Origin of the sequence: Rummeliibacillus suwonensis, assembly GCF_007896435.1 — a bacterium.
In the GTDB taxonomy this organism is placed as follows: Bacteria; Bacillota; Bacilli; order Bacillales_A; family Planococcaceae; genus Rummeliibacillus; species Rummeliibacillus suwonensis.
Map to the genome: position 1 here is coordinate 2,850,436 of NZ_VCBL01000001.1, position 15,798 is coordinate 2,866,233.

Here is a 15,798-nt window from a genome sequence, read left to right on the forward strand (position 1 = left end):
ATATAATATAGTATTTTTTTGATATTATTGTTCTTTATTTTGGATTAAATATTGAAAAATAAAGATATTAATGTTTTTATATGTAAATACGTTCTAAATAGTAATAATCTATTATTTTTGTTTATAAAGATAGTTGAAAGTATTCAAGATATCATATGTTAACTATTTTTATTAATTGGTTGTCATTTTTGAATGGGAGGATGAAGTGATAGGCTTATTGGTCAATTTTGGTCAAAAGTATTTCTTTTGGGATGAGTTATTATAGATATATTGAATTGTTTCGATGAGTTTATTGGGTGCTTTTTTAGGGATTTTTCCAATTAGCTTAGAGTTAAAGGTATTAGCACTTTTCGACAGATTATTTGCTCTTACTAGGGACCTATCTGTTCTTTTTCGAATTGTATTTGCTCTTTCAACACTTAGCTCTTTTTCGTGGCAGAGATTCGTGATTTTCCCTGTGTTATTGAATCAGCATGAAAGTTTAGACTTTTTCTAGGAAGAAAAACCCCAACAACCTTTCCGTTGCTGAGGAATCTTATCCATATTTGCCTCCATTCACTACTACTAAGTTTGGTGGTGGAGGGGTGATTGTTTTGGCATTGGCTATTCGTATGAGTGTTTCTCTTAGTGTATCGGCATCCTGCTCTAGTATGGAATCGAGCATCTGATAGAGTTTTTGCTTGTCGATGGGTTCTGCTTTTCCGATAAAGATTTTCGGGAATACTTGTTTTTTTTGGATTTCATCTTCATTTAATAGTTCTTCGAATAGTTTTTCGCCAGGTCTGATGCCCGAGAACTTGATGCCAATTTCTTCTTCTGTATAACCGGACAGTGTGATGAGATTTCGAGCCAAATCCACGATTTTGACGGGCTCCCCCATATTTAGGACGAATACTTCTCCCCCTCTTGCCAATGTGCTTGCTTGAAGAACTAGCCGTGATGCTTCTGGAATGGTCATAAAGTATCTCGTCATTTCTGGATGGGTCACCGTTACGGGTCCACCCGCTGCGATCTGCTTTTGAAAGAGAGGGATAACGCTGCCCCTGCTTCCCAGCACATTGCCAAAACGCACGGCTACGAATTTCGTACTACTTTCTTTTGCTAGGTTTTGAACAATCATTTCTGCGAAGCGTTTCGTTGCGCCCATGATATTCAATGGGTTGACGGCTTTATCGGTCGAAATCATGACGAAGCATCCGACCCCAAATGTGTTTGCTGCTTCCGCTACATTCTTCGTACCAAAGATGTTATTTTTCACCGCTTCCGTGGCATTGAACTCCATCAACGGTACATGCTTATGGGCTGCGGCATGATAGACGACATCTGGTACATACTGTGCAATGATTCCATATATTCGATCTCTATCTCGAATATCGGCAATGATCGGGATTAATTCAATCTCATTTTGATAGGCTTGTCTTAGTTCCATGTCGATGTTATAAATGCTATTTTCACCGTGCCCTAAAAGGAGTAGTTTTTTAGGATGGAATTTACAGATTTGTCGGCATATTTCGGAGCCGATCGATCCTCCCGCACCTGTTACTAACACGGTTTTGCCTGTTAGCTCTTTTGAGATGCTCGTCATATCAAGCTCTACAGGTTCTCGTCCTAGTAAATCTTCTACTTGTACATCACGAATATGATGGACAGCTATTTTCCCTGTGCAAAAGTCTTCAACGGATGGCATGATTTTGGTATTCACTTTTGTTTTCGCACATTCCTTGTAAATTCGATTGAGTTCGGATTTTTTCAATGAAGGAATAGCAATGATGATGTTTTCTATTTTTAATTTTTCTACTAGCTGTGGAATGTCTTGAATGGTCCCTTTTACCTCTACCCCATAGATTTGGAGTCTCATCTTTTTTAGATCATCATCTGCAAAGGCGATCGGATAGAGATCCGTTTCAGTGCTTTTGAGTAATTGCCGAGCGATCATCGAACCCGCAGAGCCAGCTCCAACAACGAGTGTCCGCTTTTTATCGGTGTTCAGTGTGATAAAACGATCACGAAATAATCGCCATGAGAATCGGGAGCCTCCAATGAGTAGCATATGCATCATCCATGTAATGCCTAATACCCGTATATCTATCGTTCGAAAGGCGATCACCTGAACGATGATCGTTGTTAAAATCGAAAATGTAATCGCCTTTATAATCGCCAGTAATTCTCGAATACTTGCATATTCCCATGTGTTGCGATACATCCGATACACAGCAGCAAATATATGATGACTAGTAAGTAATGTGATGGAACTAACCAACAAGAATGACATGGCGGTATATGGTAATGCAGGATAAACGATCAAATAGCTCAAAAATATTGCTGTAAAAACGATAGTAGAGTCTAATAGTATTAATAACAGTAGTCTTTTATTGTATAGCAGTGTGTATCCTCCTCTAATGTTTAATTGAAGCCATTTCATTATATGGGGCTTTTTTAGTAGCTATGACTGAAAAATATTTTTCTTTATTGGAAATTGGTCAAAATGACTGAGATTTGGCTAACCAAGTAACTATGAGAGATGACGCATGCGGTTTAGTCTATGAGAATAGTGGGAGTTTATGGATAGATGGTTTTATTTATTGGGGAGGGAGCCAGGATTGAAGGACTCCCTGCGAATGGACTTTATCCATGGGAAATACTCTCTTATCCACGGGAAATAGACCTTTATCCACGGAAGGAGAGGTTCTATCCACGAATGAAGCTCCTCCATCCACGGAAAAACGAATTGTATCCACGAACAAGAATATTTAAGTCTTAAATTGCTTACTCAGAGCTCCAAATGATGGTTGGTTTTTCCAAAATAAGAGTAGTCAAGGGTTTTTCTTTGGAATTAGGAGCTGTTGCTCTAGTGGGAACGATCTCCTATTCGAAGATTTGAACCTCTATCTGGGAAAATAGCTTTCTATCCATGAAAATGGAGAGAGTTCTACTTATGGGATAAGACTCTCCCATGATGGAGAAGGACAATCTGCGAATGAGAAACTTTCTATCCACGGGAAATACTCTCTTATCCGCGGGAAATGACCTGCCATCCACGAAAGGAGAGGTTCTATCCACGGACGAAGCTCTTCCATCCATGGAAAAGCGAATTGTATCCACGAACAAGAATATTTACGTCCCCCAATCGCTTATTCAGAGCTCAAAAACGGATTATTTTACCAAAATAAAGTAATCATCTTTTAAATTAGGAAGTGTTGCTCTATCGAGTAGAACTGCTACTTTATCGATAGCGTTATCCCATTAGAAAATCCCCCTCACTGTCCACGCCACCTCTCTTCCCACCTGATATTTTGTGAAAAAAGCTCATTAAAAAACACCATCTGTGATTGATCCATCAGATGGTGTTTGAATTTGCCTTTGGTATCATTAGAAATTAGTATCACTAGAATCATTAGAATTTTGTCACGATTGTGGAGCTGACCCACCCTTTTGTTGTTTTGCCAGGAATAAAGACTTGATACCATGTTGTTCCAGCTTCGTCTGTTGATGTTGCTACCGCTCCTTTGGCATCTGTTACAAGTTTTAGGTAGGTATCTTTTTCTAATTTTACGATGACGGTTGAATCTTTGGTTGTAGCTTTGTTACGGACATTTGAATCGTCATAATTGGTGACGGCTAGATTTTGAATGTTTAAGTAGTCGCTTCTGATCCATGCTTGGTCATTGCCGTTGTAGCTGACACGGAACCAGCGTCCTTTGAAATTGCCGTTGCTGTCTTTATAATCTTTGATGTCTGCGTTATGTCCTAAAATAGTAATCTGTTGTCCTAATGCTAGTGTCCCGATTTGTCTAGCAGACGTAGCATATGGCATAGAGTAGACAGGTGTTAATAATGTTGCAGATGCCACGATTCCTTGATCGAATGTGTAGAATGTATCTGGTAGCGGCTTGTCCGCTGGAATAATGTGACTATAGACTTTGGTGATCGGCGCTGGATTTAATGTGCTAACTGGTTGAGCCGTGTAATATTTGCTGTCGTACGGTTTCATCTCTTCCATCAGTCTAGCAATGCTCCGTCCCCAATTTGTGTCTGTTGCATATTTTGTATTCATCCCGGCAATGTTGACACCATAGTTATAGATGGCGCCCGCTTTTAAATATTTGTTGTAGATGGCGTCTGCGTAGTATTCGAGCCCTTCTTGTCCAGATGGAAAATATAAGGCACAGGTAAATGGTGCTGAATCATAGGCTTGATAGCCGAAGAAATTGTTTTTGTATTGTGAGATGGCTGAACCTCCCCAGCCTGTTTCCCAAATAGCATGGGCCAGCATAAATTGCGCATTGATGCCATATTCTTTTTGGACTTTGAGAAATGCTGGAATCATTTTGTAAAGGTTGTTTGTTTGGATGCTCGTTCCTTTTTTCTTTACCAAATAATCTTCCATTTCTTTTTGCGTGATATTCGATACTTTTCGCAAGTTTTCTGCTATATAGCTATTCCCGGTCTGTTCTGGTGAAATCCAGACGGTTTTACCACTGATGGTTCCTTGATAGTAGGTATTGCCATTGATGACTTCCGTTTTCTTAGCTGTGAAAGCGGTTGCTCGGTAGTCTGCAAGTGAGTCATATACCACATTGTTCGTTGTACCGTTTGAGATATTATAAGCTTTACCGAACCCTGTTAAGAACAGTTTTAAATTGGATGTAGTAGATGAAGTGATATTAGACAGAGTGATCTGCCCTTCTTCTACCCACCCGATTGCTTTTGTTGAGGTGCCATCTGTTCGGCTGATTTCGTAATAGGTTTTGTTATCAATGGTTGCTTGTTTGTATACATAGAAATTTTCTTTTGTGTATATCGTACCTGCTTGTTGTGATGTAGCCAAGTCTGTTAGATCTTGATAAATTTTAGTTGATGTACTTTTCAAGATACCTACTTTCGTAATGGCTGCTGTTTCTGGTTGAACGGGCGTTTCCGTATTCGTTGATGGAGCATTTTTTACTTGTGTTGATGAAACCCAGATGCTTTTATTGTTCGGTGTTATACCTTGATACCAGATTTCATTGCCTGCCTTGATCGCTTTTTTGATCGTGAATTTTTGATCTTTGTAGTTCGCTAATGATTTTTCGGCAATGCTATTCGTACCGCCCCATTGAATGTTGTAGCCCTTGCCCGTACCCTTTAGTACTTGGGGAGTGGTTGGCACTTTAGCAGTTGTTTGAGCTACACTTTTTAGATCCGTGCTTTTGACCCAACCAATTATAGAAGTTGTGCCTGTTTGAGATGTGCTCAGTTGGAAGTAGATCGTTTTTCCAATTGTTGCTTGTTGATTGATGTAATAAGTTTTTTCCGTCTTTTTAGATGTTGCGGCTGCTGATTTTTTTAGGTTATTGATATCTGAATAGATTTTAGCAGTTTGGGTGTTGATACGACCAAGTCTATTTACCTTTTTTAGTACGGGTTTAATCGTCGTTGAAGGTTTTTTCGTGGTTAATTGATTCGCTTTTAACCAAATGGTTTGACCATTCAACGTGCCGCTATACCATGTATCGCTGCCCACTTTTTCGGTTGTTTTTGTTTTAAAAAGGGTGTTTTTATCCGTACTAAGAGAAATAAAAAGGATATTTTTTGATCCTCCCCATGGTCTTGTATAGCCTTTGCCAGTGCCTAATATATATCTTTTAGTTGTACTGTTTTTGAGTAATTGATGCGCTTTTGTTGTGAGATCTTTTGCCTTCACCCAACCGATTGCCGCACGGGATGCGCTTTTGTAATTACTGATTTGATAATACGTTGTTTTATTGTAAACGGCTTTTTTATTTATGTAATACGTAAGTTGTAGTTTTTGAGCACCAGCCTTTGTTCCCTTTGTAGCGGTTGGCACTTTATAAATGATGGCTTTTCCAGTTTTGAATCTGCCTAGTCTACTCGTTTTTGTTTGTTTGACGGTTTTTGTTGGTTGTGTAACTGTTGTTTTTGCAGTTGCTTTTAGTGCCGGTAAATACATTGTCGCAGTTGATGCAAGCATGGCTGCTGATATAACCGCTGTCGTAAGTCTTTTATGAGACTTTTGCCGTGTAAACATCTATAATCTTCCTCCCTATTAAAATAGTGGATTTTTACTAACTATAGCATATATTTGAGTGATTTGAACAGATTTTCACAGATTAGAAACAAAAGCTGGGAAGGGCGTAAGATATGGCTAGGATCTTTTGATTTGTACAATTTGTGATAAAGTTGAGACTAGTGTGAAATATAGCTAGATTCTTTTATTGACCTTGAGGATAAGTCAGGTATCTTGAAATTGATTCAGAAGAAAAGCTAGAATGCTTTTTCAAATTATCATCTGTCGAATAGGCTTTCTTGAGAGTGATTCAAAAGCAAGCTAAATATTTTTTCAAACCATTATCTATCGAATGGACATCCTTGAAATTGGCTCAAAAGCAAAGCCAGAAATGCTGATGTTTCAACTTTTCTGGCTTGTTTCATTATTTTGGCATGATTTGTTTCATATTGGCTACGATATCGTTTTCAGACATTTGGCCGGTGATGATTTTTTCGATCTTGCCTTCTGGGCTGATAAGCAGTGTTGTTGGTAACGGATCGATGTTGTATGCTCTCATCACTGACTTGGTATGGTCGATCAGGACTGGAAAAGTTAATTCTTTGCGATCGATATATTTTTGGCCAGAGAGTTTCGGTTCTGCGATGTTGACCGCTAATACTTGAACACCTTGATTTTTGTACGTTTGATATTGTTGATCGATTAATGGAAATTCCCGTTCACAAGGTTTACACCAAGTTCCCCAGAAATTGAGGAAGACGCCTTGTCCTTTGTATTCTGATAATTGATGCTCTTTCCCGTTCATATCGACTAGCACAAAATCAGGTGCTTTATCACCTACTTTTATTATCTCTGCCTGATCTTTCGTTGCTGTATTGTAAATGGTATACACAATGGCTGCGAAAAGGACAAGCAAAATAACTAGGCGCAGATAGAATCGTTTTTTCTTATTCATAATCCCCTTCCTTTCCTATTTGCGAGACCGCTTGAAAAGTCGTTCATATCCAACGAAATAATAAAAATCAGCTTCTTATCGGCAAAAACATATTTTTTTATCATAAAAGTGAAAATGCTATCATTTTTCTAATGGTTTCCTTCCTTATTTACGTTTCCAAAGTACAAGCATTGAGATCGTAATGATGGTAAAAGCAATCAATGCTAAAAATGGAATGGTGATAAAACCAAGCCAATTAATATATTGACCAGAGCATGGAACGCCACTTGTACATGTTGCGAATTCATGCATGGATGGGATCTTTTGGAGCGCATAATGATAGCTCGAAGTTGCCATCCCAATGATGGATATCGGTAAAATGTATTTGTAAATGGTTTTTTCTTGATGATAAAAAGCGATTCCTAGAAAGATGACAAGCGGATACATTAAAATTCGCTGATACCAGCAAAGGGTACATGGGATGAAGTCCATCACTTCGCTAAAAAATAGGCTACCTCCCATAGCGATAATGGACGTCACCCATGCAAGCAATAATGGTTTATTGATCATTTGGAAGCCTCATCTACCATCTTATTGAAATCGTCCATTGTCTTTCCCTTAAATTCCTTACCGCCTATGAAAATCGCTGGTGTTGCTTGTACTTTTAATTTGTTTGCTGTTTTCATATCTTTCTTGAAAGCATCTTTTGCTTTGTTTTTTTCGAATGCTTTTACTACTTTTTCAGTTTCAGCTTTATTAGCAACTTGACCTAATACGGCTTTCAAGAAATCTTCAGTCATTTGATTTTCTTTGCCGGCTTTTGTTGTTTGGTTCGCAAATAGTAATTCGTGGAATTTCCAAAACTTTTCGTTGCCTAGTTGTTGATAGACTGTTTCAGCAAATTGTGCAGCTGTTGTTGAATCCGGTGCAATAAATGCATAGTTCATGAAATATAATTTTGCTTTTCCTGTTTCAACAAATTGTTGTTGGATGTAAGGAAGTAGACTTTCATTGAATTCGGCACAGTGAGGGCATTTATAATCGCCAAATTCAACGATTTCTACTGGTGCAGACTCTTTACCAATATAAGGTTGATCCTTATAATCGATGGTTGAAGCTGCAGATTTATCACTTTTTCCATTTAATACAATTAGAGCGATTAGGCAGATTGCTATAACGCCTATAATCCAAAATATTTTCTTAGACAAATGATTTCTCTCCTTTTATAACTATATAATGTAGTGCTGTTTATGATTGACATTCCAAAAGTTTGCTTGATGTCCAGCCTTTATAACTACACAATGTAGTGTAATTGTGCAAAAAATTTACGCACTACGCAAGCACGTAAATAAATACGATGCAGATCAAGCTAAAAATCATCACTGATTTGAAAGCTATGTCTACTGGGATTTTCAGTTTAAAATCTTTTAAAGGATTTAACATATATTCGATTCTGTAGTTGATCGATGTATCCGCAAATGATACGTAAACCAAAGGCGTTGCGTCTGCCTTCCCTACTTTCAACATTTTCAACAGTGCACTACCAATATTCATCGATGTGGCTTGCTTTTCAATCGCTAAATTATCCGCCAATAATTCTTGAATAATTCGATACTGACTGCTAAACCATTTTAAGATCGGGATGTAGAAAAACGATGATGCACAAAATGATAGCAAAAAGATTTTTAGTGGATCAAAGTTTTTTTGGTGATGCATTTCATGGTAAATAACCGCGTCGAGTTCGTCATCATTCAGTAAATTCATAAGACCTGTTGAGATAATCACTTTAGGTGATAAAAATCCCATTGTAATGGCAAGTGGAACAGGATAAGAAATGACGATAATCGATTCTTTTTTTGCGCCGTATTTTTTGTTTAACTCTTTCGTTAATGCAGAATTTTGATATAGACGGAATTTTATCTTCAACGTGAAGTAGCGGACCATTTCCGAACCCAATTTCCATAGTGCAAATAGTAATGTAAAGACAACCAAGGTATCAAGAAGGTATTCAAATGATGATAAGCCGATCGCCTTTAATGTCACATGGCATACTTCAACAAGGTTGTGGAATTTTAAACTTGCACAACCAGTAGTCATAGCTATGACATACAAAACCATCTGTAAGAAGATCGTTCCAGAGATCAAAAATGTGGCGATTAACATCATGCCGGATATGCGTTTTTGGCGTTTTTCCATATGTTATCGTTCCTTTTTCAGTTCTTTAATCTTCATCTCAAGTTTGGCCACTAGTTCGTCATCTACATCCTCTAGCGCATCGAGCATATGACTGACCACGACATTGCCAAATTCATCCATCAGCTCAGTGGTCATTTCTTTGGATTGCACATTGAGAAATTCATCTCTAGACTGAACAGGCTTGTACAGGGAAGATCTTCCTTCGGTTCTCTTTTGAAGGATCCCCTTTTCTACTAACCGGTTCATCACCGTCATGACCGTATTAAAATTTTTCGTCTTGTCTTTTTCAAGAATATGTTGGACTTCTTTGATGGTCATTTCATCATGATTCCACAATATGTCCATAATCTTGGCTTCAAGCGGCCCAAAGAAACGATTGAGTCCACTTTCATGCATCTTAAATTTACGAATATTCATATTGGACACCTCACATCGTTACATTACTCATTGTAGTGTTAGGAAGAGTGGGCGTCAACTGTTATTTCTTTTTGGAGGGAAGTTGATTGGTGATAGTGGAGCTTGGGCGATTCTTTGAGAGGAGTTGATTCGTAGTAGTGGAGAGGCGCCGATTCTTTGGGGTGGATGGGTTGTAGCAGTGGAGAGGCGTCGATTCTTTGAGCTGAATGGGTTGTAGCAGTAAAGCTAAATAATTGAACTTATGGAACTATAATAAAAAAATCCGAACTACTGTGAAATTCTGGTTAGAGTTTCGTTTCATAGTTCGGATTTTTATTAGCTGAAATACTTTCGCCTCAGCGTCTTTTGAATTAGTTGTACATTTGAACGAGTGAACCACTAATCCAGACTTTTTTGGTGGTGCCTGGTTTGTAGATTTGGTACCATACGTTTTTATTTTTATCTTTTTTTGTGACGAATTTGTTTCCTGTTTTCACCAATTTAACAGGTGTGTTTTTCTTGACGGATGCTACTTTTGTATATTTTGTATCAGCACCAGCTCTTAGGTTTGATCCATCACTTGTTGTGAAGGCTAGGTTTTCGACTGCAATTTGATCACTGCGGACCCATGCCTGTTTGCCGCTATAACTAATCCGATACCAGCGAACCGCTTTACCGCTTGTGTTTTTGAAATCGCGGACGTCCGTGTGATAAGCCTTTAGTGTGATAGATTTCCCTTTTTTATATGTGCCATAGTGCGATGAATAGATATAAGGCAAGCTATAGACCGTCGCACCTGTCGTAATATTGACTTTCGCTGTAATCGCTGATGGCATGGCACGATATTGTTCTGGCTGTGCCTTTGATGACGGAATGACGTTATCGTATTCCTTTGGTGCTGGGAATACTTTTGTACTTGCACTTTTTTTGCTGTAATAGGAACTGCTATATGGTTTCATTTGCTTCATCAGGTTGGCGATCTTTTCACTCCAGCCTTTATCTGTCGCATATTTGACGTTCATACCCAGTAGTGTTGGCCCGTTATAGTAAGCACCTGTTTTTGTTAGATAATCTTGATAAATTTTGTAGATATATGCACTTAAGCCATCTTTCCCTGTTGGGAAATATTTTGCACATGTTAACGCGCATGTGTCATATGCTTGGTAGCCAAAATAGTTGTTTTTGTATTGTGCGATGGTCGAGCTGCCCCATCCCGTTTCTAGAATGGCATGTGCAAACATAAATTGTGCGTTGATGCCTGCTTCATTTTGCAATGTGATAAATGTTGGTGCTAGTTTATAAAGGATGTTGTTTGGTAATTTTCCTTTACTTAATAAAAAGGTCTGCATTTCCTTCGCTGTCATATTAGATGTTTTTCGAAGGTTCAGTGCGATATATGGATTTGTTTCGATATTTGTTGCTGAAATCCAAACTTTTTTGCCACTTAGTGTTCCTTGATACCAAGTTGCTGTCCCTATTTTTTCGGTACGGACTATTTGAAATGTTTTTGCGCGATAGTTACTTAATGTGTACTTTTTGTTTTTGGTGCCGCCCCATGGTATGTCATAAGCTGTTCCTGATCCCGATATGTATGCAATGGATTTTTTCGTGTTGAGGAGCGTACGTTTATTGCGCTTTAAGTCGCCTGAAGCAACCCAACCTATTTCTTTAGAACCTTGGTAAAGTTGGTAATACGTTGTTTTGCCGATTTTTGTTTTACTTTTTGCGTAGTAGGCTCGCCCTGTGTAGGTTGTGTTCGCCAATTTAAATTTATTTTTATCATCAGGACTTTTGTAGATTTTATCAACTTTGGATTTGATGTGCGCAATCTCGTTGATTTTTGTTTTGACAAAAGATGTTGATTCTTTTGCAGAGACTTGTCCATTTGTGATGTAAATCGCTGCTAATAGGATTGAGAGAATCAAGCCTATACGTTGAATACTGGTTTTCATTTTTGGTCTCCCCTTCTTTCCGTCCATCCTTATAAGATTATTGTATAGGAATAATTCTTCCAGGTGAACGGGTATTTCAGACTAGTTCTGAAAAGTTTTGAGAATTATACATAACTATTTTTGCCAAGAACGCTCTTTTTTAATATCTTTTTCTGAAAAAAATGCATTTTAGTGACGAATTATAGCTTTTTGAATGAATAGTTGGGGGATGGTTGTGGAGAGATAGGAAGGGAGGGGACTTAAATTATTTGGTTCGTGGATACAATTTGTTTTTCCGTGGATGGGAGGGGATATTTCGTAGATGGAGCCCTTTCTTTCGTGGATTGGGGGTCTGCTTCCGTGGATGGAAGCGCTCCTTCCGTGGATTGGATTTCTTCTTCCATAGATGGAACCTCTCCTTCCGTGGATTGGATTTCTTCTTCCATGGATGGAACCTCTTCTTCCGTGGATGGAATCTCCTTTCCTTGGATTGGACCCTTTTTCCGGGATTGGATCTCTCCTTCCATGGATGAAACGTCTCCTTCCGTGGAGTGAATCTCTCCTTCCATGGATGGAACCTCTCCTTCCATGGATGGAATCTCCTTTCCTTGGATTGGACCCTTTTTCCGGGATTGGATCTCTTCTTCCATGGATGAAACCTCTCCTTCCGTGGATTAGAACTTGTTTCTCGTAAATAGAAGTGTTGAATTTTTTCTAAGCACATTTATTTGTCAAAAAATTTTCATAATTTCTATAAAAAATGAACGAAATTGGATTTTGAATGACTTTTATAATATTTTTACATCATTTTTAATTAATTTAATCAAAATATTATTATTTTAGATTATTCATTATTAATTTCGGTTTTGCATAAAAATTGGCTCCTCTATATAATTCTATTTAAAAAATAGAAGCGATGGAGGGGATTTCTTGATTGGTAAGGCTTTTTCTGAAACACATTACTTGGATGCATTAGATAGGATGATTCGACGGCTTTCGACATTAAATCCGAAGCGAGAAGCATTAATAGATGAGTATAACCGTATTCAGGCCGGGGATTTTGGTGAGAAGGTCGTGATAGAAGTATTGGAACAGCTTCAACTTCCTTATCATTTTTATGTATTTCACAATCTTTCTTTATTGCTAGAAACGCGTGTCCAATTTGATGTTTTGTTTTTGACTGCATATTATATCATCATTTTAGAAGTTAAAAATATTAAAGGGACTGTTGTATTAAGGCAAAATCCAAGCCAACTCGTCCGAACATTACCTAATGGAGAAGTTAATGTGTTTAACAGTCCGGAGCCCCAGCTAGAAGAATATATGTATCAACTCAAAAATTTCTTTTTGAATAAGGGATTGAACATCCCCATATATGGCGCAATAGTTTTTCCTTTTACATCAAGTTTCATCGAGCAAAATTCTAACAAAACAACAATTCTGCGGAAAAATGAATTGAAATCTTTTATACGAAATATACCTGTAAATACTGAGTCTATAACTGACAATGATCTAGAATCTTGTAAAAACTATTTTTTGAGTCATCATAAAGATTTTAATCCATACCCATTAATTGATCGATATAATATTTTACGCAAAGATATACTAAATGGAGTTTTTTGCGAAAAGTGTGGGAAAGTCGGCATGCGGAGGATTCCTCGTTATTGGGTATGTCCAAGTTGCAATCATAAGAGTACAGATGCTCATAAGAAAGCAATATATGATTATTTGCAAATAATTAATAATTCTATTACTAATACAGAATGTCGAGAATTTCTTGGCATCCGTAATCCAAATCAATCTTATAGAATGATACAAAATATGAACTTAATAAGGGTGGGGAAAAATAGATGTGCTAAGTATATGCTTCATGATCGGTGATATGTTTTATAGGAATATTAGGAATATCAGTTGGATTAGGTATGAGGAATGGGATGGTTGTAGAGAATGGAGAAAGTGAATAGGACGACTTAAGTTGTTGTGTTCGTGGATACAATTTGTTTTTCCGTGGATGGGAGGGATTCTTTCGTGGATGGAACCCTTTCTTCCGTGGATTGAGGGTCTTCTTCCGTGGATGGCACCCCCTCTTCCGTGGATTGGATTCCTTCTTCCATGGATGGAATCTCTTCTTTCGTGGATGGGATCTTTTTCCGTGGATGGAGCCCTTCTTCCGTGGATGGAATCCCTTCTTCCGTGGATTGGAACCCTTCTTCCGTGGATTGGAACCCTTCTTCCGTGGATGGAATCCCTTCTTCCGTGGATTGGAACCCTTCTTCCGTGGATGGAATCCCTCCTTCCGTGGATGGAATCCCTCCTTCCGTGGATGGAATCCCTCCTTCCGTGGATGGCACCTCCTCTTCCGTGGATTGGATTCCTTCTTCCATGGATGGAATCTCTTCTTTCGTGGATGGGATCTTTTTCCGTGGATGGAGCCCTTCTTCCGTGGATGGAACCTCTCCTTCCGTGGATGGAACCTCCTCTTCCGTGGATGCCCCCTCCTCTTCCATGGATTTTCAATAAATTAAAGGCAGATAAAAAAACTACACCGCCAATTGTTAGATAGCGTCTAACAATTGGGGTGCAGTTTGCAACTGAGGCTGTTTTTTAACTTTCTATAGAAGCGGTTTTTGCATGTTTTCGGCAATGGTTTGTTCGATTAGTTTGTGCCATTGGTTGTAGTAGGTTTCTGGTGTGTATGATTCTTGGATCAGGTTAAAGGCGTTATCGCCCATTCGTTCGGCATCTGTTGGGTTTTCTAGTAGACGTTTGATGCGATCGGCTAGGGCTTCGATGTCACCGTTTGGTACGAGATAGCCCGTTTCGCCGTCTTTGATGACTTGAGCTGGACCATAGTTGATTTCGTAGCTGACCACTGGTGTACGATTAGCGAACGATTCAAGCATCACTAGGCTGAATCCTTCTGCTGTGGATGTCACGAGTGAAACAGCTGAGTTGGCGAATACTTCATCGGTTCGGTTCGTATAGCCTTTTAGTTTTACACTGCGATTTATTTTTAATTTTTTAATCAGTTTTTTGAGTTCTTCTTCTTCTTCGCCTGCTCCATAGATTTCCAGCTTGGCGCCTGGTACATCGCGCGCTACTTCTAGGAAAGCTTCGATGGCCTGATCGATCCGTTTTTCTTTGGCATAGCGAGCTACCATGGACACAAGGAGTGGATCTTTTTCAACTTTTACGACTGGTATATCTACACAGTTCGGGATGACGTGGATATTGCCACGATTACCGATTTCTTTGTGTAGGTCGAGTTGTTGCTGTTCCGTTAATACGACGACTGGATAACCTTGTGGAATAATATCCAAAATCGACTGTACGGCTTTTCGATATGGGCTTCCAAGTGTATACGGTTGTTCGAAATGATTGGAATGGAGCATGAAAATTTTGAATGCTAAATCATCATCCATATTGATCACACGCTCTGCGGTTGCTGCTCCGTCAACGATGATCACAGGTTTTACGACTTCTGTTCGGCATAATTCTTCTAACCAGAACGTATGGAATTCTCTACGGTTGGCAAAGTCCAGCACTTTTTTATGTGTCGGCTCGAACAAATAGATATGTTGTTGTTTCCCCGTTTGGTGGTTGAACCACATCGTTAAAAAACAAAATCCGTCCGGTGTGAAGTAGCGTTCTTGGTTTTTTTTGTTGTTTGCCGGATGATACAATGTTTCGCGAATTTTATAGCCCTGTGGATGATATTCTTCGCGACGAATACGAACACGATTTTCATCGAAATAATCAATAAATTTCAGGATGCCATCGTTGTCCCATTGTTTATATTTGATATAAGTTCCATTCCTGAAATAACGTGCAAAATAGTCTCCGTCTTGTACCCAGTAATCCTCTTCATATTTTTTGATATTTTGTGCGTATTGTTCTTTTTGTTCACTTGTAACCTCTTTTGAAGAAAATTGTTCACGGTAATAGTCGTAGACGTTTATGATTTTGACATCTTGTTTTAGCTGACCTGTTGCGCGTAATTCTGCTTCAATTTCAGGGTAATTCATTTTAAAATCCATTGTTAGAAGGACTGAACAATAGTCTTGGTTTGAGAATAGTCCAGAACGGCGAAGCATGACTTTGTTGACGCCGCCTTTTTCAACATCCATATCCCATGCAGTCATAAATATGGTTCTTTTCATTAGAAAATTCACATCCTTTTGCGATATGTAAATGGTAAATGAAGAGGCTAGGACAAGACCTCATTGAAAATGAATAAACTATATGAAATCAAATTTATAAGCCTTGCTTTAATACAGTTCTATCTTCAAGACTTGTGCTAAAATCGATTAGTTTTCAACTTATGTCCTAGCCGA

General features: G+C 38.5%; 12 protein-coding genes. 1 reads left to right on the forward strand and 11 read right to left on the reverse strand.

Going from position 1 to position 15,798, the window contains the following annotated elements:
* Positions 1-535 precede the first annotated feature (535 nt).
* From FEU33_RS12860 to FEU33_RS12900, 9 genes are all read right to left on the reverse strand, one after another.
* The gene (locus FEU33_RS12860) at positions 536-2,422 is read right to left on the reverse strand and encodes a polysaccharide biosynthesis protein (protein WP_244951023.1); all 1,887 of its coding nucleotides are present in this window, start codon (positions 2,420-2,422) and stop codon (positions 536-538) included.
* 972 nt (positions 2,423-3,394) lie between these two features.
* Positions 3,395-6,028 carry a glucosaminidase domain-containing protein gene (locus FEU33_RS12865; protein WP_146549754.1) on the reverse strand — a complete coding sequence of 878 codons (2,634 nt, stop codon included), beginning with the start codon at positions 6,026-6,028 and terminating at the stop codon, positions 3,395-3,397.
* A 403-nt stretch (positions 6,029-6,431) separates the two neighbouring features.
* A complete protein-coding gene (gene resA / locus FEU33_RS12870) occupies positions 6,432-6,962 on the reverse strand; it encodes a thiol-disulfide oxidoreductase ResA (RefSeq protein WP_146549755.1) in 531 nt (176 codons plus the stop codon).
* A gap of 144 nt (positions 6,963-7,106) precedes the next feature.
* Positions 7,107-7,508, reverse strand: a complete 402-nt coding sequence (locus tag FEU33_RS12875) for a disulfide oxidoreductase (protein WP_146549997.1) — start codon at positions 7,506-7,508, stop codon at positions 7,107-7,109.
* The gene (locus FEU33_RS12880; protein ID WP_146549756.1) at positions 7,508-8,149 is read right to left on the reverse strand and encodes a DsbA family protein; all 642 of its coding nucleotides are present in this window, start codon (positions 8,147-8,149) and stop codon (positions 7,508-7,510) included. The genes FEU33_RS12875 and FEU33_RS12880 overlap by 1 nt, the downstream gene beginning before the upstream one ends.
* A 124-nt stretch (positions 8,150-8,273) precedes the next feature.
* Positions 8,274-9,137 carry a M56 family metallopeptidase gene (locus tag FEU33_RS12885; RefSeq protein ID WP_146549757.1) on the reverse strand — a complete coding sequence of 288 codons (864 nt, stop codon included), beginning with the start codon at positions 9,135-9,137 and terminating at the stop codon, positions 8,274-8,276.
* 3 nt (positions 9,138-9,140) lie between these two features.
* Positions 9,141-9,554 carry a BlaI/MecI/CopY family transcriptional regulator gene (locus FEU33_RS12890; protein WP_146549758.1) on the reverse strand — a complete coding sequence of 138 codons (414 nt, stop codon included), beginning with the start codon at positions 9,552-9,554 and terminating at the stop codon, positions 9,141-9,143.
* Positions 9,555-9,904: 350 nt separating this feature from the next.
* Positions 9,905-11,485 carry a glucosaminidase domain-containing protein gene (locus tag FEU33_RS12895; protein WP_186731402.1) on the reverse strand — a complete coding sequence of 527 codons (1,581 nt, stop codon included), beginning with the start codon at positions 11,483-11,485 and terminating at the stop codon, positions 9,905-9,907.
* A gap of 239 nt (positions 11,486-11,724) precedes the next feature.
* Positions 11,725-12,114 (reverse strand): hypothetical protein, encoded by a 390-nt coding sequence (locus FEU33_RS12900; RefSeq protein WP_146549760.1) that lies wholly within the window; start codon positions 12,112-12,114, stop codon positions 11,725-11,727.
* Positions 12,115-12,394: 280 nt separating this feature from the next.
* Between FEU33_RS12900 and FEU33_RS12905 the strand changes: the two genes are divergently transcribed.
* On the forward strand, positions 12,395-13,345 hold the full coding sequence (locus tag FEU33_RS12905) for an NERD domain-containing protein (protein ID WP_146549761.1): 951 nt from the start codon (positions 12,395-12,397) through the stop codon (positions 13,343-13,345).
* A gap of 89 nt (positions 13,346-13,434) precedes the next feature.
* On the opposite strand, the gene FEU33_RS12910 is transcribed toward FEU33_RS12905, so the two are convergent.
* Positions 13,435-13,971, reverse strand: a complete 537-nt coding sequence (locus FEU33_RS12910) for a hypothetical protein (protein WP_146549762.1) — start codon at positions 13,969-13,971, stop codon at positions 13,435-13,437.
* A 105-nt stretch (positions 13,972-14,076) separates the two neighbouring features.
* Positions 14,077-15,624 carry a glycosyltransferase gene (locus FEU33_RS12915; protein WP_146549763.1) on the reverse strand — a complete coding sequence of 516 codons (1,548 nt, stop codon included), beginning with the start codon at positions 15,622-15,624 and terminating at the stop codon, positions 14,077-14,079.
* Between the last annotated feature and the right edge of the window lie 174 nt (positions 15,625-15,798).